Source organism: Streptomyces cyaneochromogenes, from assembly GCF_003963535.1.
GTDB lineage: Bacteria > Actinomycetota > Actinomycetes > Streptomycetales > Streptomycetaceae > Streptomyces > Streptomyces shaanxiensis.
Genome location: NZ_CP034539.1, coordinates 7,275,412 through 7,300,039 on the forward strand (window position 1 = coordinate 7,275,412; position 24,628 = coordinate 7,300,039).

A 24,628-nucleotide genomic window follows, 5' to 3' on the forward strand; every position below is an offset into this window, starting at 1 on the left:
AGAAGACAGGCCGCCCGACCCGCGGCCGAACCCTCCGAAAGGGCACCACGCGCATGGAGCAGTACGAGCCCGACCGCCTGAGCCCGGCCCAAGTGGCCGCCATGCGGCGCAGCTTCCGCAACGGCCGGGCCGCCATGACCCGGCGGTCCCTGTTGCGCGCCTCAGCGGGCGGCGCGCTCGCGGTCGGCGGCCTCGGGGCGCTGACCGGCTGCGGCATCCCCGCGGCCGGCGACACCAAGGGCGGCGTCTCGGCAGAGGATCACTCGGAGAAGGAGAAGGTCGTCAACTTCTCCAACTGGACCGAGTACATCGACGTGGACGACAGCGAGAAGCACCACCCCACGCTCGACCAGTTCAGGAAGCGCACCGGCATCTCGGTCAAGTACACCGAGGACATCAACGACAACGTCGAGTTCTTCGGCAAGATCAAGCCGCAGCTCGCCGCGGGCCAGGACACCGGCCGCGACATCATCGTCCTCACCGACTGGCTCGCCGCCCGCCTCATCCGCCTCGGGTGGGTCCAGAAACTGGACCCGTCGAACCTGCCGCACGCCTACACCAACCTGTCGGCGCAGTTCCGCGATCCCGACTGGGACCCCGGCCGCGCCCACTCCTACGTCTGGCAGGGCATCTCGACCGTCATCGCGTACAACAAGAAGGCGCTCGACGGCGTCGAGGTGAAGTCCGTCTCGGACCTGCTCGACAACCCCAAGCTCAAGGGCCGGATCGGCTTCCTGTCGGAGATGCGCGACAGCATCGGCATGACCCTGCTCGACATGGGCAAGGACCCGGCGAACTTCACCGCCGACGACTACGACGCGGCGATCGCCCGTATCCAGAAGGCCGTCGACAAGGGCCAGATCCGCCGCTTCACCGGCAACGACTACACCTCGGACCTGACCAGCGGCGACTTCGCGGCCTGCATCGCCTGGGCCGGTGACGTCGTCCAGCTGAAGGCGGACAGCCCGGAGATCGACTTCCTGATCCCGGACAGCGGCTACATCACGTCGACCGACAACATGCTGATCCCGAACAAGGCCCGTCACAAGACGAACGCCGAGAAGCTGATCGACTTCTACTACGAGCCGCAGCCGGCCGCCGAGCTCGCCGCGTACATCAACTACGTGACGCCGGTCGACGGTGTGAAGGCCGAGCTGGAGAAGATCGACCCGGATGCGGCGAACAACCCGCTGATCATCCCGGACAAGGCCATGGCCGCGAAGTCCCACGCCTTCCGCTCGCTGAGCTCGAAGGAAGAGACCGAGTTCGAAGAGAAGTTCGCGAAGCTGACTGGGGCGTGACCACCGTGACCAACAAGACAGACAACACCGGCGACGTCCGCCTCTCGGGCATCAGCAAGACGTACGACAACGGCTTCACCGCCGTCCACCCGCTCGACCTGACCGTGCCCCAGGGCTCCTTCTTCGCCCTGCTCGGCGCCTCCGGCTGCGGCAAGACGACCACCCTGCGCATGATCGCCGGACTGGAGGAGCCCAGCAGCGGCACCGTCCACCTCGGTGAGCAGAACGTGACCGCGCTCCCGCCGTACAAGCGGCCGGTGAACACGGTCTTCCAGTCGTACGCCCTCTTCCCGCACCTCGACATATTCGAGAACGTCGCCTTCGGCCTGCGCCGGCGCGGCATCAAGTCGGTGAAGAAGCAGGTCGAGGACATGCTCGACCTCGTCCAGCTCGGCGAGCAGGCCCGCAAGAAACCGCACCAGCTCTCCGGTGGCCAGCAGCAGCGCGTCGCCGTGGCCCGCGCGCTGATCAACCACCCCAAGGTGCTCCTCCTCGACGAGCCCCTCGGCGCCCTCGACCTCAAGCTGCGCCGCCAGATGCAGCTGGAGCTCAAGCGCATCCAGACCGAGGTCGGCATCACCTTCGTGCACGTCACGCACGACCAGGAGGAGGCCATGACGATGGCCGACACGGTCGCCGTGATGAACGCGGGCCGTGTCGAGCAGCTCGGCTCGCCGGCCGACCTGTACGAGAACCCGCGCACGACGTTCGTCGCCAACTTCCTCGGCACCTCGAACTTCATCGAGGCCGAGGTCGACACGAAGAACGGCGACGACATCGTGCTGAAGGCGGGCGGCGGCAAGCTCGTCCTGCCCGAGGCGCGATGTTCCGCGCCCACGGCGACCGGCGGCAAGGTGCTGGTCGGCGTACGCCCCGAGAAGATCTCCCTCACGCATGCGGACGACGCGGGGGACATCCCGGAGGGCCGCAACCGGATCACCGGCAGGATCGCCGACTCCTCGTTCATCGGGGTCTCCACGCAGTACGTCGTCGACAGCCCCGTCTGCCCCGAGTTCGAGGTCTACGCCCAGAACATCGACCGCGACGCTCGCCTCGTGCCCGGCACGGAGGTCGTCCTGCACTGGAACCCGGCGCACACGTTCGGCCTGGACGCCGCACAGGACATCGACGCGGGCATCCAGGAAGAGGCGGCGGTCTGATGGCGACACTGACCGAGGCGCCACCGCCTCTGACCCCGACGGCTCCCGAGAAGAAGCCCCCGCGCAAGCGCGGCCGCCTGGTGCCGTACTGGCTGCTCCTCCCCGGCATCCTCTGGCTGCTGGTCTTCTTCGCGCTGCCGATGATCTACCAGGCCTCCACGTCCGTGCAGACGGGCTCCCTGGAGGCGGGCTACAAGGTCACCTGGCACTTCGCGACCTACTGGGACGCCCTGTCCGAGTACTACCCGCAGTTCCTGCGCTCGGTGCTCTACGCGGGCTCGGCGACGATCCTGTGCCTGATCCTCGGCTACCCGCTCGCGTACCTCATCGCCTTCCGCGCGGGCCGCTGGCGGAACCTGATCATGATCCTGGTGATCGCGCCGTTCTTCACCAGCTTCCTGATCCGCACCCTCGCCTGGAAGACGATCCTCGCGGACGGCGGCCCGGTCGTCGGCGCCCTCAACACGCTGCACGTCCTGGACGTCACCAGCTGGCTCGGCATGACCCAGGGCGACCGCGTGCTGGCCACGCCGCTCGCGGTGGTGTGCGGTCTGACGTACAACTTCCTGCCGTTCATGGTCCTGCCGCTCTACACCTCGCTGGAGCGCATCGACCCACGGCTGCACGAGGCGGCCGGCGACCTGTATGCCAAGCCGGTCACCACCTTCCGCAAGGTCACCTTCCCGCTGTCGATGCCGGGCGTCGTCTCCGGCACGCTGCTGACCTTCATCCCGGCGGCCGGTGACTACGTCAACGCGGACCTGCTCGGTTCCACCGACACCCGCATGGTCGGCAACGTCATCCAGACGCAGTTCCTGCGGATCCTGGACTATCCGACGGCTGCGGCTCTTTCCTTCATCCTCATGGCCGCCATCCTCGTCATGGTGACGGTCTACATCCGCAGGTCCGGTACGGAGGATCTGGTTTAAATGACCTTCGTCAAATGGCTCAAGCGCAATCTCGTCGTCATCGCGGGACTGCTGACGCTCGGATATCTCCTGCTGCCGAACGTCGTCGTGACGGTGTTCTCCTTCAACAATCCGAAGGGGCGCTTCAACTACGAATGGCAGCAGTTCTCCCTGGACGCCTGGAAGGACCCGTGCGGCGTCGCCGACATGTGCGGCTCGCTCTCGGTCAGCCTGCAGATCGCGTTCTGGGCGACGATCGGCGCCACTGTCCTCGGCACGATGATCGCCTTCGCGCTCGTCCGCTACCGCTTCCGCGCGCGGGGTGCCGTCAACTCGCTGATCTTCCTGCCGATGGCGATGCCCGAGGTCGTCATGGCGGCCTCGCTGCTCACCCTGTTCCTCAACATGGGCGCCCAGCTGGGCTTCTGGACGATCCTCATCGCCCACATCATGTTCTGCCTCAGCTTCGTCGTGACGGCGGTCAAGGCACGCGTGATGTCGATGGACCCGAGGCTGGAGCAGGCCGCTCAGGACCTGTACGCCGGCCCGTTCCAGACGTTCGTGCGGGTCACCCTGCCGATCGCCGCCCCCGGAATCGCGGCGGGCGCGATGCTCGCCTTCGCGCTCTCCTTCGACGATTTCATCATCACCAATTTCAACGCGGGTTCCACCGTCACCTTCCCGATGTTCGTCTGGGGATCGGCGCAGCGCGGAACGCCCGTTCAGATCAATGTCATCGGTACGGCCATGTTCGTCGTCGCCGTACTGTTCGTCCTGGCCTCCATGGTCATCAGCAACCGCCGTAACAAGCAAAAGGCATAAGCCCTGTAGGGAGTTGAAATCATGGCCCCAAGCGCCATGAGTTCTGGCAATCACTGGACGAAGGCACTATCCGAAGCCCAGCCGGTCCCGTACTGGCTGGAAGACCCCGGCAAGCCCCACCCGGAGCCCGCTCTCACCACCGCCGAGACCTGCGACCTGCTGGTCGTCGGCGGCGGATACAGCGGACTGTGGACCGCGCTCATCGCCAAGGAGCGCGATCCGCAGCGGGACGTGGTGCTGCTCGAAGGCCGCGAGGTGGGCTGGGCCGCCTCGGGCCGCAACGGCGGCTTCTGCGCCGCCTCCCTCACCCACGGTCTGCCCAACGGGCTCGCCCGCTGGCCGGACGAGATCCACAAGCTCCAGGAGCTGGGCGTCCGCAACCTCGACGAGATCGAGAAGGCGGTCGCCCGCTACTCCCTGGACTGCGACTTCGAGCGCACCGGCGAGATCGACGTCGCCACCGAGACGTACCAGGCGTGGGAGCTGCGCGACTGGTACGAGGAGCTGCGGGAGAAGGGCCTCGCCGAGGGCATCGAGTTCCTCGACGCCGACGCGGTGCGGGCACAGGTCGACTCACCGACCTTCCAGGCGGGCCTCTACGACCGCCGGGGCGTCGCCATGGTCAACCCGGCCAAGCTGGCGTGGGGACTGAAGCGGGCATGCCTGGACCTCGGCGTCCGCGTCCACGAGCACACCCCCGCCCTCACCCTGAAGCCGTACGGCGCCGGCATGGCCGTGCGCACCCCCTACGGCCAGGTCCGCGCCCGCAAGGTCGCCCTCGGCACGAACATCTTCCCGAACCTGGTCAAGCGGGTCCGCGCCTACACGGTCCCGGTCTACGACTACGCCCTGATGACCGAGCCGCTCACCGAGGACCAGCTCACCTCGATCGGCTGGAAGAACCGCCAGGGCCTCGGCGACTCGGCGAACCAGTTCCACTACTTCCGCCTCTCCGCCGACAACCGCATCCTTTGGGGCGGCTACGACGCCATCTACCCGTACGGCGGCCGGGTCCGCGCCGAGTACGACGACCGCCCGGAGACGTACGCCAAGCTCGCCGGGCACTTCTTCACCTGCTTCCCGCAGCTGGAGGGCGTCCGCTTCACGCACGCGTGGGGCGGCGCGATCGACACCTGCTCTCGCTTCTCGGCGTTCTTCGGGACGGCCCATCAGGGCAAGGTGGCGTACGCGGCGGGCTTCACGGGACTCGGCGTCGGCGCGACCCGGTTCGGCGCGGACGTGATGCTGGACCTGCTGGCGGGGGAGCACACGGAACGGACCCAGCTGGAGATGGTCCGCAAGAAGCCCCTGCCCTTCCCGCCGGAGCCGTTCGCCTGGACCGGCATCGCGCTCACCAAGTGGTCGCTGGCCCGCGCGGACGCGCACGGGGGGCGGCGCAATCTGTGGCTGAGGACGATGGACAGGCTGGGCCTCGGGTTCGACAGCTGAATGTGACCCAGATCACTTCAGATTGGTGCAGTGAACCCGCGTAATGCCGCGGGGTGACCTCCCTCTCTTCCGTGACGCGACCGGCGTCCACGAAGGAAAGGGAGGTCGCCGTCATGACAGCGCCGAAGCCGGCGGTCGAGTGGCTGACATCCGTTGCTCCGAATCCCGAAGCCTGCCGCTGGGAGTGGGAGCGCAACCCCCTCGGGGTGGCGCTGCTGCCGGCAGGCAAGGCCTGGGACGTACTGATCCTGCCGGGCGAGCTCGGCTATCCGACCCTGGACGTCCTCACCCGCATCCTCGACCAACTCGGCCCGGTCCTGGTCGACTTCGGCGACTCGCGCATGGGCTTCTTCGTGCCGCCGGGCACGGCTGCCCGCTGGCTCGGCACCGGTATCCGTACGGCCGGTGCCGGCACCTGGATCGTCGTCCCGTACCCGGGCCGCGCCACCGGCGGCATCCGCTGGCTGGTCCCACCGGACGGCAGCGGCACCCTCACCGACCCGGCCCTCCTGGAGCTGGCCATGCATGAGGCGGCGGCGGGGCTGGCCACGGAGGGGGAGGGGTAGCCCGCGAAATTCCTGGTCCCCTTGGGGGGTCTTGACAGACAGATTGGTCTGGACCAAGTTGTGGGCGGCTCCACCCTCCAATTCCCCCATGCCCGGAGGCACTTGTGGATCGCTTCAGACCCCTCGCCCTGCTCACCGCCGCGGCCCTGACCCTGTCCGGCCTCACCGCGCTCTCGTCGGCCGCCAGTGCGGCCGACGCGGACCTCGCCCGCAACGGCGGCTTCGAGGCGGGCCTCGACGGCTGGACCTGCACGGCGGGTACGACCGTGAACTCGCCCGTGCGAAGCGGCAGTTCCGCGCTGCAGGCGACCCCGGCCGGCGGCGACAACGCCCGGTGCGCGCAGACGGTGACCGTGAGACCGGACTCCCAGTACACGCTGTCCGGCCACGTCCGCGGTTCGTACGTCTATCTCGGCGCGAGCGGCACCGGCACCACCGACGTCTCCACCTGGACCCAGTCGGCCCCCACCTGGCAGCAGCTCACGACGACCTTCCGCACCGGCCCCTCCACCACCCGCGTCACCCTCTACACCCACGGCTGGTACGGCACCGGTGCCTACTACGCCGACGACATCTCACTGGTCGGCCCCGCAGTGGACGCCGGTCAGCCGCCCGCGCCACCCACCGGCCTCAAGACGGGCGCGGTCACCTCGTCCAGCGTCGCCCTGTCCTGGACGTCGGTCCCGGGCGCGACCGGCTACGCCGTCCACCGCGACGGCTCCAAGATCCAGACGGTGACCGGCACTTCGGCGACGGTCGGCGGACTCTCGCCCTCCACGGCGTACGCCTTCCAGGTCAGCGCGGTGAACGAGGCGGGCGAGTCCGCGAAGTCGGCCACCGTGACGGCCACGACCACCGCCCAGCCGGGCGGCGGGGACACGGACCTCCCGGCGCACGCCCTGGTCGGCTACCTCCACGCGAGCTTCGCCAACGGCTCCGGCTACACCCGCCTGGCCGACGTCCCCGACAGCTGGGACGTCATCGACCTGGCCTTCGGCGAACCGACGTCGGTCACCTCCGGAGACGTCCGCTTCGACCGCTGCCCCGTCACCGAGTGCCCGAACGTCGAGAGCGACGCCGACTTCAAGGCGGCGATCAAGGCCAAGCAGGCGGCCGGCAAGAAGGTGCTGATCTCCATCGGCGGCCAGAACGGCCAGGTGCAGCTGACGACCGCGGCGGCGCGGGACACCTTCGTCACGTCGGTGTCGAAGATCATCGACGAGTACGGCCTCGACGGCCTGGACATCGACTTCGAGGGCCACTCGCTCTCCCTGAACGCCGACGACACGGACTTCAAGAACCCGAGGACACCGGTGATCGTCAACCTCATCTCGGCCCTGAAGACCCTGAAGGCCAGGTACGGCGACGACTTCGTGCTGACGATGGCCCCGGAGACCTTCTTCGTCCAGCTCGGCTACCAGTACTACGGCACCGGCCCGTGGGGCGGCCAGGACCCGAGGGCGGGGGCGTACCTCCCGGTCATCCACGCCCTGCGCGACGACCTGACGCTGCTGCACGTCCAGGACTACAACTCGGGCCCGATCATGGGCCTGGACAACCAGTACCACTCCATGGGCGGCGCCGACTTCCACGTCGCCATGACCGACATGCTCCTGACCGGCTTCCCGGTCGCGGGCAACGCGAGCAACGTCTTCCAGCCGCTGCGCCCCGACCAGGTGGCCATCGGCATGCCCGCCTCGACCAACGCGGGCAACGGCCACGTCCCCCCGGCCGAGGTCACCAAGGCCCTCGACTGCCTGACGAAGAAGACCAACTGCGGCTCGTACGCCACCCACGGCACCTGGCCCGCGCTGCGCGGCCTGATGACGTGGTCGATCAACTGGGACCGGTACGGCGGCTGGGAGTTCCAGCGGACGTTCGACGGCTACTTCGGCTGAGGAAGAGCCACAACGAGACCAGGAGCACCGCGCCCAGGCACCAACTGGCCACGACGTCCAGTGGCCAGTGGTAGCCGCGCCGGATCAGGCCGAGGCCGACGGCCGCGTTGACCACCACGCAGGCGATGACGAGCTCACGGCGCGCGTAGGCGCTGCGCAGCCAGGGGAGGAGGAGCAGGGTGGCGGCGCCGTAGGCGACGGCGGCCGTGGCGGTGTGCCCGGAGGGGTAGTAGCCGGTCCCAGGAGGAACGGCCGAAGTGCCCGGGCGGTCGGTGAGTTCCTTGAGGGGCACCACCAGGGCCGGGACCAGCGCCATCAGGACCGCCGCCGCGGTGGCCGGCAGCCACCACCGGTCTGTACCAGTGAGGCGGGCCCGGCGGGCGACGTGGAGGAGGACCGCGGCGAGGACCGGGACCGCCACCTGGACGTTGCCGAGGTCGGCGAGGAACTCGGAGACGCCGTCCGGGCGGATCAGGGCTCGGGAGGCCCGCTCGTCCACACGCACAAGCGGCCCGTCCGCTTCGACCTGCCAGGTGATCAGGGCGAAGAGGAGGGCCGGAAGTCCGAGAAAGAGGAAGAGGGAGGTCGGCCGCCCCGGAACAGGGGGGGTGGTTCCGAGGCGGCCGTCCGGATCGGATGGTCGCGCGCCCCGGGGGGTTTGGGGCGGGCGACTGTCCGATCGGTGAGGAGATCCGGAGCCGGAGGCGCCGGTTGTGTGCGCGAGGGCACGACCAGGTCGAAGCTGGGGAGGCCTCGGCCCGATGTCACCCAGAGTCCCCTCTGGGCGGGGTGTATCTCTCATCTGCTTAGAACCTACGACAGGGCGAGGGCGTAAGACAGGCGGAATCGCGTCCTGACATCCACCTCGCACACCTTCTTCACACGCTCTGACGGTAGCCGCCCCAGCCCCGGAACCGCGAGCGGTGCCGGGGCTGGGGCGGATGAGGTTCCCGGGCCGGGGACCCGTCGCTCACCAGTGGTTTTGGTGGGGTCTCAGATGCGGGCGAAGGCCTGCTCGATGATGTCGAGGCCCTCGTTGAGGAGGTCGTCGCCGATGACCAGCGGGGGCAGGAAGCGGAGCACGTTGCCGTAGGTGCCACAGGTCAGGACCAGCAGGCCCTCCTGGTGGCAGGCCTTGGCGAGCGCGCCGGTCGCCTCCGGGTTGGGCTCCTTGGTGGCGCGGTCCTTGACCAGCTCGATGGCGATCATGGCGCCACGGCCGCGGACGTCGCCGATGATGTCGAACTTCTCGGCCATTGCGGTGAGGCGGGCCTTCATGGTCGCCTCGATCGCCTTCGCCCTGGTGTTGAGGTCGAGCTCCTTCATCGTCTCGATGGAGCCGAGCGCACCGGCGCACGCGACCGGGTTGCCGCCGTACGTGCCGCCCAGGCCGCCCGCGTGGGCGGCGTCCATGATCTCGGCGCGGCCGGTCACGGCGGCGAGCGGGAGACCGCCGGCGATGCCCTTCGCGGTGGTGATCAGGTCGGGGACGATGCCCTCGTCCTCGCACGCGAACCACTGACCCGTACGGCAGAACCCGGACTGGATCTCGTCCGCGACGAACACGATGCCGTTGGCGGAGGCGAACTCGCGGATCGCCGGCAGGAAGCCCTTGGCCGGCTCGATGAAGCCGCCCTCGCCGAGCACCGGCTCGATGATGACCGCGGCGACGTTCTCGGCGCCGACCTGCTTGCTGATCTGGTCGATGGCCTGCGCGGCGGCCTCGGGGCCCGCGTTCTCCGGGCCGGTCGGCCAGCGGTAGCCGTAGGCGACCGGCACGCGGTAGACCTCGGGCGCGAACGGGCCGAAGCCGTGCTTGTACGGCATGTTCTTCGCGGTCAGCGCCATCGTGAGGTTCGTACGGCCGTGGTAGCCGTGGTCGAAGACGACGACGGCCTGGCGCTTGGTGTACGCACGGGCGATCTTGACGGCGTTCTCTACGGCCTCGGCGCCGGAGTTGAACAGCGCCGACTTCTTGGCGTGGTCGCCCGGCGTCAGCTCGGCCAGCGCCTCGGCGACGGCGACGTAGCCCTCGTAGGGCGTGACCATGAAACAGGTGTGGGTGAAGTCGGCGAGCTGGGCGGTGGCCCGGCGTACGACGGCCTCGGCCGATGCGCCGACGGACGTCACGGCGATGCCCGAACCGAAGTCGATGAGCCGGTTGCCGTCGACGTCCTCGATGATGCCGCCGCCCGCACGCGCGGTGAACACGGGCAGTACGGAGCCCACGCCCTGAGCGACGGCGGCGGTACGGCGGGCCTGCAGCTCCTGCGACTTCGGGCCGGGGATGGCGGTGACGACGCGGCGCTCCTGAGGAAGTGCGCTCATGAGGGGCTCCCGGGGTTTTACGGACGTTTGTCTTCTCTTTTCTCGCAGGCTAGGGCCGTGAGCGGGGGGTGGGCATGCTCCATGTGGGCGTTGTCAGCGGCTGCGGTTGTCCGTCGTGGACATAGCGACGCCGATCGGTTCGGCGCCTCCGGGGACGGAGACGACGCAGGGGCCCTGCGCTGGGCCCGCGATCCACAGCCGGCTCGCCCGCTGGTCGACGTAGGCCCGGAACGGGCTGGGCGTCAGCGTGCGGCCGTCGACCTTGATCAGCTGCTGGTTGCCGCGGCTGCGGATCTCGCAGTCGACGCAGCGCCAGGGGTGCTCGGCCAGCCTCCGGGCCATGCGGCGGGTGGCGACGATCACGAAGACGTGGACCGGGAGGAGCGTCACCTCGAACAGCGCGCCCAACACGACCAGCCCGATCAGGTCGTGGCCCTCGTCGGCGACGATCTCGGCGATCTGGACCGCGAGCACCGCCGGCCAGACGAGGAGCAGTGCGGCGACCCGGTTGAACAGGCGGCGGCGCATCACGTGTGCCGTCGCCGGATGGGAGAGCGCGCTGCCGGCGGGGTCCGGAAGCGGGACGTCCGTCCGTTCGGGGCTGTCCGGCAGCAGTCCGTGGCGCAGATACCGGTGGCGCAGGCGGCGGGGTGCCTCCTGTGCGGTGCGGGAGGCGGCGATGACGACCTGGTCGTCGAGGAGGCCGCAGTACCAGAGCCGGGAGATCTGGGCCCTGCGGTCGGCGGGGGCGGAGCGCTCCATGCGCCGGCCCCACCACAGGGGTACCTTCATGATCAAGGGCAGACGGCGTCCGGGGGCGTCGGGGTCGGGGACCTCGAACCAGGCGTCGTTCACGTTCCGGGCCCTCGCGTGGCCCGAGAGGCCGTGCCGCGGGTTGTCCACGGTGCGCCAGGGGTGGGCGCGCAGGAGGCGGCGTACGCGCCAGGCGTTGGGGAGTTCGGCCAGCAGGTGGAGGGGCAGGCCGATGAGCGAGGCGAGGAAGAACGCCACGGTCGGCCAGACCACCCGCTCGCGCACCGCGACGGTGGTTCCGGAGTACCAGGTCCACCATGCGGCGCACACCCCGACGATCAGCAGGCTCCGCCCCGTCTGCCGCCACCAGGCCCGCCGAGTCGCCGCATCGTCCCAGGCGACGCCCGCAATGCCGGTCAAGTCCTTTTCGCCGAGGGGTAGTTGGTCCGTCACCGGGGAGTCTCCGTCTCCTGTTCCGCGCGTGGGAGGCAAGCCACGACGATATCCGGAGCATCTCGGTCCGTTCCGTCGGCCGCGTAAGCGGTGAACTCCCCAGGAGAGGGCGTTAGATTGACTCGCTGATGGTGCATGCATCCGATGGAACGGCTGGTCAGGGGGCAAGGGCGATGGACAGCGACGGGACGCAGGACGCGCGGGGCACGCACGCGACGCCGGTGCCGCGTCCGGCGGTGCCGCCGGAGGTCCCCGCGGTGCCGCCGCGGCCGACGCGGGCACCGGACAGCTCCGCCTTCCTGACCTGGCTGCGGGCACCGCGACCGGAGGCGGCGCCGGGCGTGTGGCGGTTCGGGCATGTGCCCCGGCCGGACGAGGAACCGGAGCAGATTCCGGCGCGGCAGCTGCTGAGCGGAGCGCTGGTGGCGTTCCTCGTGGGCTGGCTCGTCTGGTCCCTGCTGTGGAACGGCTACCTCGGCGGCTGGTGGGTGCTGCCCGTCGAGCTCCTCGTCCCGGACTCCTGGCGCCGCAACGGCGACGCGGGAAACGTGATCCTCTGGTACGGCTACTACGCCGTGATCATCCTCGGCATCCTGGTGGCCGTCGGCCGCCTGGGCCGCTGGGGCGAGGTCTGGCGCCGCTATGGCCCGCCCGCCTGGCGTCGCGCCGCCCCCGCGCCCGAGCGTCCGCCGGCCCCCGAGCAGGACCCCGCGTCCTGGCCCGCGCTGCGCGCCGCCGGAGCCGCCGACGCCGCCGAACGGCTCGCCGCCGACGCGCGGTCCGGAGTGATGCGCGACGTCGACTACGCCCGGATCACCCGCGCCTGGCAGGGCGTGCGCAGTGGACGGCACGACCTCGCCACCTTCAGCGGTGCCGTGCTCAGGGAAGGCGCCGCCGCCTGCCTGCACCCGTCGGGCGAGCGCGACCTGCCCGCCCGGACCGCCCGCCACGACCTGGTCACCGGTCAGGTGCGGCTCGGCACCACCGCCGAAGACCCGCGCAACCCCTACGCCTACCGTGGCGCCGGCCTCGGCCTCGGACCCGACCTGCTCGGCACCTCCCTGCTCGCCGTCGGCCCGGCCGGGTCCGGCAAGACGGGGACCGTGGTGCGACCGCTCGCCGAGTCACTGTGCCTGCACGCGCTGGCCGGGCGGGCCGCCGTGGTCGTGGTCGGCGCGGCGGGCGCGGGGCTCGGACCGGCGGACGCGTACGACGTCGTCGTACGGATCGGAAACCCGGACTCCGTCCACGACCTGGACCTGTACGGCGGCACCGGCGACCCCGACGAGGCCGCGGCCGTGCTCGCCGAGGCGCTCGTCGGTGACCTCGCCGACGCGCATCCGGGCAGCGACAGCCGGCGCTCCACGACCGTGCTGGCCCAGCTCCTCGGGCCGTTCCGGGCGGTGCACGACCGCTTCCCGTCCGTGCCGGAGCTGCGCCAGCTGCTGGACGGCGCGCCCGGGGCGCTCGGCGTGCTGCGCACGGCTCTGGAGGGCTCCGGGCAGGAGTCGCTGCTGCGCGAACTGGACGCGCGCGAGCGGCAGTCGGGGCACCCCGGTGATGTGTCGGCCGTGCTCGCGGACCGGCTGGCGCTGCTCGACCGGCCGGCGTTCGCGGGCTTCTTCGACACGTCCGGACAGTCGCGCCCCTTCTCGCTGAAGGCCCTCGACCACCCCGTCCGGGTCCGCATCGACCTGCCCGCGCGCGGGCACGCCGAGGCCTCGCGGATGCTGGCGCGGCTGGTGCTGGCCCAGTTCACGGCGAGTATCGCGGTACGGGAGGACCGCTCGCTGTTCGCCTGCCTGGTGCTGGACGACGCGACGGGGGTCGTGACGCCCGAGGCCGTCCGGGGCATCCAGCGGCTGCGGTCGGGCAACGCGGGCGCCGTCCTCACGCTGCGCACCCTGGACGACGTACCGAGGCCGCTGCGCGGACCGCTGCTGGGGTCGACCGGGTGCCGGATGGCGCTGGCCGGGGTCACGCCGTGGGACGGGCAGGACTTCGCCGAGGTCTGGGGCAAGGAGTGGACCGAGGCGCGGGACGTCACCGACCGGCAGATCATCGCGGAGACGCCGGCCGGGAAGGCGGTGCACGCGCTGCGGCGGGTGATCACCGGCAAGGCGCCGACCGCGCGGGCGGTGACCGTGCGCCAGGTCGAGCGGGAGCGGTGGTCGGCGTCCGAGCTGGCGCACGGGGTGCCGCCGGGGCACGCGGTGCTGTCGCTCACCAGCGTCCAGGGGGAGCACGCGCCGCCGTTGCTGGTGAACCTGCGGGGGTGACCTCGGTAAACGGGCGCGGGGCCACGCGGCGACCGTACGGTGAGGCAGAATCGGCACAGGTCGTTCATACATGGCGGCTAAAAGATCACCGAGATCACCGCGATCACACCGACTGAAGGCCTCATGCCCCCCACGCTCGCCTCGCTCGTCCACCACTCCGCGCTCAAGCTGACCGTGCGGGCGGGCGGGGACCGCCTGGACGTGCCCGTGCGGTGGGCGCATGTCAGCGAGCTCGCCGATCCCGTCCCCTATATGGAGGGCGGGGAGCTGCTGCTGATCACCGCGCTCAAGCTGGACGCGGAGAACCCCGAGACGATGCGGCGCTATGTGCGGCGCCTGGTGGGCGCGGGCGTGGTCGGGCTCGGTTTCGCGGTCGGCGTCAACTATGACGACATCCCCAAGGCGCTGGTCGACGCGGCGGCGGAGGAGGACCTGCCGCTGCTGGAGGTGCCGCGCCGCACGCCCTTCCTCGCCATCAGCAAGGCCGTGTCGGCGGCGATCGCGGCGGACCAGTACCGGGCGGTGACAGCCGGGTTCGCCGCGCAACGGGAGCTCACGAAGCAGGCGCTGACCGACGGGCCGGACGGGCTGCTGGCCGCGCTGGCGGCGCAGGTGAACGGCTGGGCGGCGCTGTACGACGCGTCCGGTGCCGTCGTCGCGACGGCGCCCGAGTGGGCGGGCCGGCGGGCGGCGCGGCTCACGGCGGACGTGGAGCGGCTGCGGGAGCGGCCCGCGCCGGCGTCGTCGGTGGTGGGCGGGCCGGAGCACGAGGACCGGGTGGAGCTGCACACGCTGGGGACCGGGCGGCGGCCCCGCGCCGCGCTGGCCGTCGGCACGGCGGCGGCGCTGGGCACGGCGGAGCGGTACGCGGTGCACTCGGCGATCGCGCTGCTGACGCTGACGACCGAGCGGTCGCGGTCGCTGCACGCGGCCGAGCAGCGGGTGGGGGCGGCGGTGCTGCGCATGCTGCTCGCCGGGGAGCCCGATCACGCGCGGGCCGTGGCGGGGGACCTGTACGGCGAACTGCTGGACGCGCCCTTCCGGGTGATCGTCGCCGAGGCGGCGCCGGTGTCGGCGGCGCGGGTCGTGGACTCCGGGGCCCGGGTGGCGCTCTCCACGACGTCCGCCGCGGTGCTGGTCGCCGCCTCCGAGGCGGGCGGTGATCCGCTGGGTGCGCTCACCGAGGTCGTGGAGTCCGCGGCGGCGCGGGCCGGGGAGGCGGTGCTCGTGGTGCCGGAGGGAGAGGGCGAAGCGGCTCGGGTGGTGGTGCTCGCGGCGGACGGGGGCGCGGCGGTCGCTAGGTGCGCGGAGTACGCGGCGGCGTTGGAGGCGGCGCGGGCGGGGACCGTACCCGAGGGGCGCGGCGCCGACGAGGACGAGCTGGTCGTGGGGCTCTCGGCACCGGCGGGGCCCATCGCCGCCGCGGCGGCGTACAAGCAGGCCGAGCAGGCCGTGTCGGTGGCCCGGCGGCGGGGGCGGGTGTGCGTGGAGCACGAGCAGCTGGCTGCCGGGTCCGTGCTGCCGTTGCTCGCGGACGACGCGGTGAAGGCGTTCGCGGACGGTTTGCTGCGGGCACTGCACGAGCACGACGCGACCGGGCGCGGAGACCTGGTGGCCTCGCTGCGGGCGTGGTTGTCGCGGCACGGGCAGTGGGACGCGGCGGCAGCGGACCTGGGGGTGCATCGGCACACGTTGCGCTACCGGATGCGGCGGGTGGAGGAGATCCTGGGGCGTTCGCTGGACGACGCCGATGTGCGGATGGAGCTTTGGCTGGCGTTGAAGGCCACGTCGGCCGAGTAGGCGGGGTGGGCGGTGCGGGCCCGGCGATTTCGCCCCCGCCGCGCTGAACGGGCCTCGTCCTCGAACGCCGGAAGGGCTGCGCTGCGCGACCCCGCCAAACCGGCACACCCCCGGCCTCCATCACTACACCTCGGACAAACGCCCCTCCGCCCGCGCGCCCCTACCGTGGACCCCGACACACCAGGACACCCCTAACGCGGAAGGGCCGGGATCGACATGACTTCCACCCACGCCTTCTGGCTCGCCGGTCGCCAGGTCAGTGGCGAGGACAGCTTTGATGTCACCTCCCCCTGGGACGGGCGGGTCGTCGGCACGGTGAGTGTGCCGACGGACGCGCAGATCGAGGAGGCCGTGGCCGCCGCGTACGCCGTCCGGGACGAGTTCGCCGCGACGCCCGCCCATGTGCGTGCCGCCGCCCTCGACCACGTCAGCCGGCGCCTCGTCGAGCGGACCGAGGAGATCGCCCGGCTGATCTCCGCCGAGAACGGCAAGCCCGTCAAGTGGGCCCGCGGCGAGGTCGGCCGTGCCGTGTCCGTGTTCCGGTTCGCGGCCGAGGAGGCCCGGCGGTTCAACGGCGGCGAGGCCCAGCGCCTCGACACCGACCTCGGCGGCCAGGGGCGGCTCGCCTTCACGCGGCGCTTCCCCAAGGGCGTCGTGCTCGGCATCGCGCCGTTCAACTTCCCGCTGAACCTGTGCGCCCACAAGATCGCCCCGGCCATCGCCGCCGGCGCGCCGATCATCCTCAAGCCCGCCCCGGCCACCCCGCTGTCCGGGCTGGTCATCGGTGAGCTGCTCGCCGAGACCGAGCTGCCCGCCGGCGCCTGGAGCATCCTCCCGGTGCCGAACGACCGTATGCCCGCGCTCGTCCAGGACCCCCGCCTGCCCGTGATCTCCTTCACCGGCTCCGAGACGGTCGGTTACGCGATCATGGACTCGGTGCCGCGCAAGCACTGCACCCTGGAGCTGGGCGGCAACGGCGCTGCGGTCGTGCTCGGCGACTTCGCGAGCGAGAAGGACCTCGACTGGGCGGCCACCCGCATCGCCACCTTCTCCAACTACCAGGGCGGCCAGTCCTGCATCTCCGTGCAGCGGGTGATCGCGGACGCGTCCGTGTACGACCGGCTCGTGCCGCGCATCGTCGCCGCCGTCGAGGCCCAGGTCACCGGTGACCCGGGCGACGACGCGACCGACGTCGGGCCGCTGGTCAGCGAGGACGCCGCCAAGCGCGTAGAGACGTGGGTGGACGAGGCCGTCGCCGCCGGGGCCGCCCTCCTCACCGGTGGCAAGCGCGACGGCGCCTCCTACGCGCCGACCGTCCTCACGGACGTACCGTCCGACGTCACCCTCGCCTGCGAGGAGGTCTTCGGCCCCGTCCTCACCGTGCAGAAGGCCGACGGGGAGGCCGCCGCCTTCGCCGCCGTCAACGACTCCAAGTACGGCCTCCAGGCAGGGGTGTTCACGCACGACCTGCAGACCGCCTTCCGGGCCCACCGGGCACTGGAGGTCGGCGGTGTCGTCATCGGTGACGTGCCCTCCTACCGTGCCGACCAGATGCCCTACGGCGGTGCCAAGCAGTCCGGTGTGGGGCGTGAGGGCGTGAAGTTCGCGATGGACGACTACACCTACGAGCGCGTGATGGTCCTCACGGGCCTCGCTCTCTGAGTGTTGCCGCCCCACCCCTAGCTAATGGGAACCATTTTCACATAGAATCCCCGAAGGGGCCCGGCACCGATGCCTTCCGGTGCCGGGCCCCTTCTTCGCGTCGGCCTCGTCCGGACCCTCAACCGGAGAAGCCGACGTGCGCGAGCCGCAGTGGTCCGCGCAGCCTGATGTGGACGTTGTGGACGCCCTCGGCGATGAAACCGGCGCTCAGCGTCGTGTAGTCGTACGGGTTCTCGTCCGGCGCTTGGGGCGTCAGTACGGCGAGTGCCGGACCCCCGTCCAGCGAGATCTCGACCACTCCGTCGCCGGACACCGTGGCCGTCACCTCCGTGACGCCGCCCCCGAAGTCGCAGTCCCGGTAGACCAGTTCGCCCGACCTGCCCTGCGCCGCCGTCACCGCGTCGCCCGACGTCTTCGTGCGGTCGACGATCGCGACGCCGCTCTGCTCGTCGAAGTCGGCCGCGCCCAGGCCGAGCCGGGTGACGGGGCGGGGTGCCGGGGCCTCACCGTCCAGGAGCACGGTCGTGCGCAGGCGGATGTCCTCACTGGAGGCGCCCGCCAGCAGCTCGTACGGGCCCGCCTCGCGGCGCCAACCGCCGCGCGCCACGTCCCAGAAGTCGAAGGCCCGCAAGGGGACTTCGAAGGACAGCTCCCGCTGCTCACCGGGTTCCAGGCGCACCCGGTCGTGCGCCAGCAGCTCGCGGCGCGGGCGCGGCACGGCCGGGTCCACGGCGCGTGTGTAGAGCTGGGCCACCTCGTCGGACGTCACGTCGCCGGTGTTCGTGACCGTGAAGGAGACCTTCAGCGCGTCGCCGTCCACCGTCGTCCTCAGGTCGGCGTACGAGAAGGCCGCGTACGACAGGCCGTGGCCGAACGGGAACAGCGGGGTGCCCTCGAAGTACAGGTACGTCTGACGGCTGCCGATCACGTCGTAGTCGAGGAGGCCGGGCAGGTCGGAGTCGGTGGCGTACCAGGTCTGCGGGAGGCGTCCCGCGGGGGAGACGTCACCGGCCAGGACGCGGGCCAGGGCGGCGCCGGCCGCCTGGCCGCCGTGGGACATCCACAGCATCGCCGGCAGGGACCCGTGGTCGATGGCGTACGGGTACGCCGACACCAGCGCCAGCACGGTGTTCGGGTTGGCCGCGTGGGCCGCGCGCAGCAGCCGCTCCTGGTGGGCGGGGAGGGCGAGCGTCGTACGGTCCTCGGTCTCGCGGCCGTTGATGTGCGGGTCGTTGCCCGCGACCACCAGGACCACGTCGGCCTGCGAGGTGATCCGCGTTACCGCGTCCTCGCCCCGCTCGACGACGACCAGCTCGAAGATCTCGGGATTCTCTTCGGCAACCCTGACGCCGTCGGCGGCGACCGAGACATGGCGACCCGTACCGATGTGCCTCAGGAGGTGTCCGTTCTCATGTGGTTCCAGGCGGAATGTCTCCTGGACGACCCAGCCTCCGGGCTGGTCGGCGGAGGCGCGGACACGGCCGTCCTCGGCGACGGAGAGGTAGCGGCCGTCCGGTGCGCGCAGGGTCAGCACGCCCTCGCCCCAGTCGACGAGCGCGAGTTCGGTGCCGGCCGGGTCGGTGGTCAGCGGGGGCAGGTCGGTGCGGCCCGCCAGCAGCGCCGGGTCGAGGGCGCCCTCGGCGCCGCGCACCTCGTCGGCGGCGTCGGCCTCGGGGACGTGCAGGAAGGTTCCGGCCGAGGTCTTCAGCAGGACGCGGTCCACGCCCTCCGCGAACTCCACCCGCTCCACGCCGAACCGCTCGTACAAGCCCTCCAGCGGGGTCGAGCGGTGGATGAGCGTGCCGCTGTACCAGTCGAGCTTGCACTCGTCGGCGAGCAGGCCGACCACCGCGAGCCGGGTGTCGGGCGCGAGCGGCAGCAGGCCCGAGTTGTTCTTGAGCAGGACTACCGACTGCTCCGCCGCCTCCTGCGCGAGATCGCGGTGGGCCGGGGTGTCGAAGTCCTTGGTGAGCGCGTGCGGGTCGTACTCCGGGTCGAACTCGCCGAGCCGGAAGCGCACCGAGAGCTGGCGGCGGACGGCCGCGTCGATGTCAGCCTCGGTCAGCAGGCCCCGGTCCAGGGCGCCGCGGACGCGCGCGGTGATCTTCGAGCTGTCGGTGCCGTGGTCGGTGAAGCTGTCGACGCCCGCCAGCAGCGAGGCGGCCGTCGCCTCCTCGTGGGTGTCGAAGTAGTGCTCGGAGTCCACCAGGTTGGACGGCGCGCCCGCGTCCGAGCAGACCAGCAGGTCCTCGTCGGTCCAGGTGCGCAGGTGCTCGCGCAGATACGGCGATACGTGGTTGGGGCGGCCGTTGACCAGGTTGTACGCCGGCATCACCCCCGCCGTCGCGCCCGCCTCGACCGTCTCGCGGAAGGCCCGCAGGTCGTACTCGTGCAGGACGCGCGGGCGCACCGAGCTGGACGTGGTGTCCCGGTTCGTCTCGTTGTTGTGCGCGAGCCAGTGCTTCAGGACGGGCGCGGTGCGCCAGTACGTCGGGTGGTCGCCGCGCAGGCCGCGGGTGTACGCGGTGGCGATGGCCGAGGTCAGCTTGGGGTCCTCGGAGTAGCCCTCCTCGTTGCGGCCCCACAGGGGGTGGCGCAGCAGGTTGACGGTGGGGGACCAGACGTTCAGGCCCACCCGGTCGTCGCGGGCGCGCATCGCGCGGATCTCCTTGGAGACGGCCTCGCCGACCCGTCGTACGAGATCGGTGTTCCAGGTCGCGCCGAGGCCGACGGCCTGGGGAAAGACGGTGGCCGGACCCATCCAGGCCGCGCCGTGCAGCGCCTCCTGGCCGGTGCGGAAATCCGCGATGCCGAGCCGCTCGACGGCGGGGACGAACTGGTGCAGGAAGCCGATCTTCTCGTCGAGCGTGAGCCGCGACAGAAGGTCGTCGATGCGCTTCGCGAACGGCAGGTGCTGATCGCGGAAAGGCGGCGTGGGCGGCGTGTTTGCGGTCACGTGGGGATCCCTTTGCGATGGATCGGTTCGGTGCTTTCGAAGCGCTTCGATGCTCATTCGATGCAAGGGCGGGTGTCAAGGGATCGGCACCATGACTTCAAGCAGTGCATAAGGAAAGGTCCCTTCCCTGGCCTCACAGGAATCTTGGGAACGACCCTTGTGTGCCCACTGGGCTTCACTTAACCTCGCAGCAACATCGAAGCGCTTCGACTACGAAAGTTGCGCCGCAGAGGTCGAAGAATCGCTTCAGCTCAGCCAGTTCCACTTACGACACCGCAGCCGACGGCCCACCGCCGGGTGTCCAGGTGCGCCACGAAGGGTTGACGCAATGACGCCGAACGCCGCCTCCGCCTCCGCCTTCTCCGGACCGAGCCGGAGAAGCTTCCTCGCCTCCACAGCGGTCGCCACCGCAGCGGTGGCCGGTGGGATGCCGCTGCTTGCCGCCTGCGGCGGTTCGGCCAGCGGGAAGCGTGAAGGGGCCACATCGGGCAAGGCAGCCGACAAGCTGATCCCGGCCTACGTCGCCAGCAAGATCGCCCAGCCGGACATTCCGTCGAAGAACGGTTCCGCGGCCGGCTACACCAGCAAGATCGACCTCGCGGCCCTCGCCGCCTCGGTCCCGGACAAGCTGGGTACCGGCGCTTCCCTCAAGATCATGTCCCCGCTCTGGGGCACTCCGCCGAAGCCTGATTGCGCGTACTACAAGGCACTCGACGCGGAGGCGGGCACCAAGATCACCTGGCAGAACCAGGACGGCAACACCTACGGCGAGAAGCTCGGCGCCGTCCTCGCCTCCAGCTCCATACCCGACATGGTGGTCGTGCCCAGCTGGGAGCTGGTCGGCAAGATCTCCAGCGCGGTCACCGCGAAGTTCATGGACCTCGGCCCCTACCTGGCGGGCGACAAGGTCAAGAAGTACCCGAACCTGGCCGCGATCCCCTCCGACGCCTGGCGCATGTCCATCTTCGGCGGCGCACTGCGCGGCATCCCGATGCCCGCCGCCCCCGTGCCCAACATCGTGCCCTTCTACCGCAAGGACATCTTCGACACGAAGGGCTACACCGTCCCCAAGTCGGCCGACGAGTTCCTCAGCTGGGCCAAGGAGGCCACCAGCGCCAAGGCCAAGGTGTGGGCCTGTGGTGACATGAGATGGTCGGCGGCAGGCTTCTTCGGTGTCCAGCCTGCCGGGCCGCTCGGCTGGAACATCGGGAGCGACGGCAAGCTGACGTATCGCATCGAGCATCCTGAGTACCTCGAACATCTGGAGTGGGTCCGCAAGCTGTTCGCCGCCGGTGTGGTCCATCCCGACGACAAGGCAAACACGGGCGATCCCACCCAGCGGTTCACCTCCGGGCAGACCCTGGTCGGCAACAGCGACATGTCCGGCTGGTACGGCATGACCACCGAACAGGCCCAGTCCAACCCCGACTTCGAGGTCGACGGCATGGACTACTTCGGCGCCGACGGCGGTACCCCGACGCTGTACGCCGGCCAGCCCGCCGGCATCTGGTCGATGATCCGCAAGGGCGCCTCGAAGGAGACGGTCGAGAACGCGCTGGCCGCCGCCAACTTCGCGGCAGCGCCCTACGGCACCAAGGAGCGGATGTTCGTCGACTACGGCGTCGAGGGCACCCACTACACGGTCAAGGACGGCGTCCCCGTCAAGAACGATCGGGGTGTCCAGGAGGTGAACAATGCCTGGGTGCTGCTGGCGGCCCCGGCTCCTTACCTGGCCCACCCCGACTTCCCCGAGATCGCCCGCAAGCAGGTCGAGTGGCAGCAGCGGCAGGGTGCCTTCGTGAAGAAGACGTCCACCTACGGCATGAACATCGTCGAGCCGACCCGCTACGCCACCCTCTCCAGCCAGTTCGAGCAACTGGAGATCGACTTCGTGCGCGGCAACAAGAAGCTGTCCGACGTCCAGCAGGCCATCTCCACCTGGAAGTCCTCCGGCGGCGACAAGCTGCGCGACTGGTACAAGCAGCTCCTCGACAAGAACGGCAGTGGCAACTGATGGCCCTCACGGCCGGGAGCAGGCCGGACGGGACACGTCCCCCCGCGGCGGTCGAGGAACCGGCGGCCGCGGTCGTCGCGGCCACCGCGAAGGAGAGCGTGCCGCGCAGGGCCGGCAAGGCCGGAAAGGTACCCTTCCGGGTCCGGTGGCGCCGCGACCGCGCGCTCATCCTGATGACCCTGCCGGTCATCGTCCTGCTCGTGATCTTCAACTACGTCCCGCTGCTCGGCAACGTCGTCGCCTTCCAGGACTACGACCCGTACGCCGCCGGCAACGGCATCACGGCGATCTTCCACAGCCCCTGGGTCGGGGTGGAGCAGTTCTCGCGGATGGTCGACGACCCGCTGTTCTGGAGCGCCACGAAGAACACCATCGTCCTGTTCATGCTGCAACTGGTGCTGTTCTTCCCGGTCCCGATCGCCCTCGCGCTGGTCATCAACAGCGTGATCCGGCCCCGGGTACGGGCCGTGGCACAGGCGATCATGTATCTGCCGCACTTCTTCTCCTGGGTCCTCGTGGTCACCGTCTTCCAGCAGATCCTCGGCGGCGCGGGCATCATCGCCCAGACCCTGGAGAAGCACGGGTGGAGCGGCTTCGACCTGATGACCGACGCGGACCTCTTCAAGTACCTGGTCACCGCGCAGGCCGTGTGGAAGGACGCCGGCTGGGGGATCATCGTCTTCCTCGCGGCCCTGTCCGCAGTCAGCACCGACCTGTACGAGGCCGCCGCCATGGACGGCGCGGGACGCTGGCGACGCATGTGGCATGTCACGCTGCCCGCGCTGCGACCGGTGATCGCGCTGCTGCTCGTCCTGCGGGTGGGCGACGCGCTGAGCGTCGGATTCGAGCAGTTCCTGCTCCAGCGGTGGGCGGTCGGTGCGGGAGCCAGCGAGGTCCTCGACACCTACGTGTGGAACATGGGTATCCAGAACGGCGACTTCAGCTACGCGGCCGCAGTCGGCCTCGTCAAGGGAGTCATCGGAGTCTGTCTCGTCCTGGGCGCGAACAAGGTCGCGCACCTGCTCGGCGAGCAGGGGGTGTATCAGAAGTGAGCCTCAACACGACACTCATCCGCAGCCTGAAGGCTCCCGCTCGCCCCGTGTGGGAGGAGCCGCCCAGCAAGGCCGGGCTCACCGCCAAGGGCGCATTCCTGGTCCTGTGCTGTCTGGGGGTCCTCGGGCCGCTGTGGATCGTGATCGTCACCAGCCTCTCGCCCAAACCGGTGATCGACCGGGTCGGCGGTCTGGTCGTGATCCCCCAGGGCATCACCTTCGTCAACTACACCGAACTGCTCAGCGGCGGACAGGTCAGCCGGGCGATCATGGTCTCGGTCGGCGTCACGCTCTTCGGCACGCTGTTCTCCATGACGGTGTCCGTACTCGCGGCCTACGGGCTGTCCAGGCCGGGCACTCTGGGCCACCGGTTCTTCCTGGTGACCATGATGGCCACCATGTTCTTCGGGGCCGGCCTCATCCCGACGTACCTTTTGGTGCAGTCACTGGGCCTCACCGACACCTATCTGTCCCTGATCCTGCCGAGCGCGGTCAGTGTCTTCAACATCCTGGTGCTGCGGGCCTTCTTCATGGGGATCTCGCCCGAACTCACCGAGTCGGCCCGCATCGACGGGGCCAGTGACCTGCGGATCCTGCTGACCATCATCATGCCGCTGTCCCGGGCGGTCCTGGCCGTCATCTCCCTGTTCTACGCGGTCGGGTACTGGAGCGCCTGGTTCAACGCCTCCATCTACCTCACCGACCAGCAGATGATGCCGCTGCAGAACGTGCTCATCCAGCTGGTCCAGAAGAACACCGAGGCGCCGGCCGGGCTCCAGCAGGCGGTCCGTACGGGGCAGCTCTCCGCGCTGGGGCTGCAGATGGCCGTCATGGTCCTCGCACTGATCCCCGTCGCGGTCGCCTCCCCCTTCGTCCAAAGGCACTTCAAGAAGGGCATGTTGACGGGAGCCATCAAGGGCTGACGGTCAGTTGTGGAGAACAGCGCCGTAGGGCCACCGGTCGCTCGCTGTCTGCGACTTCGTTGTGGCTGGTCGCGCAGTTCCCCGCGCCCCTAGGCAGGTATCCGCATCCCCAGTTGTAAGAACGAGGTGCGTCATGCGCTCGTCCCAGCCCAGCAGAAGAACCGTTCTCGCCGGGACCGCGGCCGCCGCCGGCCAGGCATACCGCTGGGACGACTGGAACCTCCTCGCGTCGAAGCCATAGCCGTCGACCCCGCCCATCCCGACCGCGTCTACCTCGCCCTCCTGACCGTCAGCAGCAGCTGAC

General features: G+C 70.3%; 17 protein-coding genes. 13 read left to right on the forward strand and 4 right to left on the reverse strand.

Annotation, left to right across the window (positions count from 1 at the left end; translation table 11 throughout):
- Positions 1 to 53 precede the first annotated feature (53 nt).
- From EJ357_RS33300 to EJ357_RS33330, 7 genes are all read left to right on the forward strand, one after another.
- On the forward strand, positions 54 to 1,301 hold the full coding sequence (locus EJ357_RS33300) for a polyamine ABC transporter substrate-binding protein (RefSeq protein ID WP_126395409.1): 1,248 nt from the start codon (positions 54 to 56) through the stop codon (positions 1,299 to 1,301).
- The gene (locus EJ357_RS33305) at positions 1,298 to 2,461 is read left to right on the forward strand and encodes an ABC transporter ATP-binding protein (RefSeq protein ID WP_126395410.1); all 1,164 of its coding nucleotides are present in this window, start codon (positions 1,298 to 1,300) and stop codon (positions 2,459 to 2,461) included. The genes EJ357_RS33300 and EJ357_RS33305 overlap by 4 nt, the downstream gene beginning before the upstream one ends.
- A complete protein-coding gene (locus tag EJ357_RS33310; protein ID WP_126395411.1) occupies positions 2,461 to 3,390 on the forward strand; it encodes an ABC transporter permease in 930 nt (309 codons plus the stop codon). Before EJ357_RS33305 ends, EJ357_RS33310 begins: the two co-directional genes overlap by 1 nt.
- Positions 3,391 to 4,191: an ABC transporter permease gene (locus tag EJ357_RS33315; protein ID WP_126395412.1), complete on the forward strand. Its 801-nt coding sequence runs from the start codon at positions 3,391 to 3,393 to the stop codon at positions 4,189 to 4,191.
- Between the two features lie 21 nt (positions 4,192 to 4,212).
- Positions 4,213 to 5,640, forward strand: coding sequence for an NAD(P)/FAD-dependent oxidoreductase (locus tag EJ357_RS33320; RefSeq protein WP_126395413.1), 1,428 nt, complete (start codon positions 4,213 to 4,215; stop codon positions 5,638 to 5,640).
- Between the two features lie 113 nt (positions 5,641 to 5,753).
- Complete coding sequence (locus EJ357_RS33325) at positions 5,754 to 6,206, forward strand: hypothetical protein (RefSeq protein WP_126395414.1); 453 nt, start codon at positions 5,754 to 5,756, stop codon at positions 6,204 to 6,206.
- 104 nt (positions 6,207 to 6,310) lie between these two features.
- Positions 6,311 to 8,104: a chitinase gene (locus EJ357_RS33330; RefSeq protein WP_175647609.1), complete on the forward strand. Its 1,794-nt coding sequence runs from the start codon at positions 6,311 to 6,313 to the stop codon at positions 8,102 to 8,104.
- Here the strand turns inward: EJ357_RS33330 and EJ357_RS33335 are convergent.
- The 3 genes from EJ357_RS33335 to EJ357_RS33345 form a co-directional block, all read right to left on the reverse strand.
- Positions 8,043 to 8,876 carry a phosphatase PAP2 family protein gene (locus EJ357_RS33335; RefSeq protein ID WP_228473217.1) on the reverse strand — a complete coding sequence of 278 codons (834 nt, stop codon included), beginning with the start codon at positions 8,874 to 8,876 and terminating at the stop codon, positions 8,043 to 8,045. The genes EJ357_RS33330 and EJ357_RS33335 overlap by 62 nt on opposite strands.
- Positions 8,877 to 9,097: 221 nt before the next feature.
- Entirely contained in the window at positions 9,098 to 10,432 is a 1,335-nt protein-coding gene (gene gabT, locus EJ357_RS33340) for a 4-aminobutyrate--2-oxoglutarate transaminase (RefSeq protein WP_126395417.1), read from the reverse strand.
- 93 nt (positions 10,433 to 10,525) lie between these two features.
- Entirely contained in the window at positions 10,526 to 11,638 is a 1,113-nt protein-coding gene (locus tag EJ357_RS33345; protein ID WP_126395418.1) for a hypothetical protein, read from the reverse strand.
- 173 nt (positions 11,639 to 11,811) lie between these two features.
- Between EJ357_RS33345 and EJ357_RS33350 the strand changes: the two genes are divergently transcribed.
- From EJ357_RS33350 to EJ357_RS33360, 3 genes are all read left to right on the forward strand, one after another.
- The gene (locus EJ357_RS33350; RefSeq protein ID WP_126395419.1) at positions 11,812 to 13,917 is read left to right on the forward strand and encodes an ATP-binding protein; all 2,106 of its coding nucleotides are present in this window, start codon (positions 11,812 to 11,814) and stop codon (positions 13,915 to 13,917) included.
- Between the two features lie 123 nt (positions 13,918 to 14,040).
- Entirely contained in the window at positions 14,041 to 15,717 is a 1,677-nt protein-coding gene (locus tag EJ357_RS33355; RefSeq protein WP_126395420.1) for a PucR family transcriptional regulator, read from the forward strand.
- A gap of 216 nt (positions 15,718 to 15,933) precedes the next feature.
- Positions 15,934 to 17,379 (forward strand): aldehyde dehydrogenase family protein, encoded by a 1,446-nt coding sequence (locus EJ357_RS33360; RefSeq protein WP_126395421.1) that lies wholly within the window; start codon positions 15,934 to 15,936, stop codon positions 17,377 to 17,379.
- 118 nt (positions 17,380 to 17,497) lie between these two features.
- On the opposite strand, the gene EJ357_RS33365 is transcribed toward EJ357_RS33360, so the two are convergent.
- Positions 17,498 to 20,335, reverse strand: coding sequence for a glycoside hydrolase family 3 C-terminal domain-containing protein (locus EJ357_RS33365; protein ID WP_126395422.1), 2,838 nt, complete (start codon positions 20,333 to 20,335; stop codon positions 17,498 to 17,500).
- A 328-nt stretch (positions 20,336 to 20,663) separates the two neighbouring features.
- On the opposite strand from EJ357_RS33365, the gene EJ357_RS33375 reads away from it, so the two are divergent.
- Genes EJ357_RS33375 through EJ357_RS33385 form a run of 3 tightly spaced genes read left to right on the forward strand, consistent with a single transcriptional unit; the run spans position 20,664 to position 24,324 of the window.
- Positions 20,664 to 22,349: an extracellular solute-binding protein gene (locus EJ357_RS33375; RefSeq protein ID WP_126395423.1), complete on the forward strand. Its 1,686-nt coding sequence runs from the start codon at positions 20,664 to 20,666 to the stop codon at positions 22,347 to 22,349.
- The gene (locus tag EJ357_RS33380; protein WP_126395424.1) at positions 22,349 to 23,401 is read left to right on the forward strand and encodes an ABC transporter permease; all 1,053 of its coding nucleotides are present in this window, start codon (positions 22,349 to 22,351) and stop codon (positions 23,399 to 23,401) included. The genes EJ357_RS33375 and EJ357_RS33380 overlap by 1 nt, the downstream gene beginning before the upstream one ends.
- Positions 23,398 to 24,324 carry a carbohydrate ABC transporter permease gene (locus tag EJ357_RS33385; protein WP_126395425.1) on the forward strand — a complete coding sequence of 309 codons (927 nt, stop codon included), beginning with the start codon at positions 23,398 to 23,400 and terminating at the stop codon, positions 24,322 to 24,324. Before EJ357_RS33380 ends, EJ357_RS33385 begins: the two co-directional genes overlap by 4 nt.
- The last annotated feature ends 304 nt before the right edge of the window (positions 24,325 to 24,628 follow it).

Coding starts and splice junctions, on each gene's coding strand:
- EJ357_RS33360 (WP_126395421.1), top strand. CDS start 15,934: ATGACTTCCACCCACGCCTTCTGGCTCGCCGGTCGCCAGGTCAGTGGC.
- EJ357_RS33315 (WP_126395412.1), top strand. CDS start 3,391: ATGACCTTCGTCAAATGGCTCAAGCGCAATCTCGTCGTCATCGCGGGA.
- EJ357_RS33310 (WP_126395411.1), top strand. CDS start 2,461: ATGGCGACACTGACCGAGGCGCCACCGCCTCTGACCCCGACGGCTCCC.
- EJ357_RS33325 (WP_126395414.1), top strand. CDS start 5,754: ATGACAGCGCCGAAGCCGGCGGTCGAGTGGCTGACATCCGTTGCTCCG.
- EJ357_RS33350 (WP_126395419.1), top strand. CDS start 11,812: ATGGACAGCGACGGGACGCAGGACGCGCGGGGCACGCACGCGACGCCG.
- EJ357_RS33380 (WP_126395424.1), top strand. CDS start 22,349: ATGGCCCTCACGGCCGGGAGCAGGCCGGACGGGACACGTCCCCCCGCG.
- EJ357_RS33375 (WP_126395423.1), top strand. CDS start 20,664: ATGACGCCGAACGCCGCCTCCGCCTCCGCCTTCTCCGGACCGAGCCGG.
- gabT (WP_126395417.1), bottom strand. CDS start 10,432: ATGAGCGCACTTCCTCAGGAGCGCCGCGTCGTCACCGCCATCCCCGGC.
- EJ357_RS33300 (WP_126395409.1), top strand. CDS start 54: ATGGAGCAGTACGAGCCCGACCGCCTGAGCCCGGCCCAAGTGGCCGCC.
- EJ357_RS33320 (WP_126395413.1), top strand. CDS start 4,213: ATGGCCCCAAGCGCCATGAGTTCTGGCAATCACTGGACGAAGGCACTA.
- EJ357_RS33355 (WP_126395420.1), top strand. CDS start 14,041: ATGCCCCCCACGCTCGCCTCGCTCGTCCACCACTCCGCGCTCAAGCTG.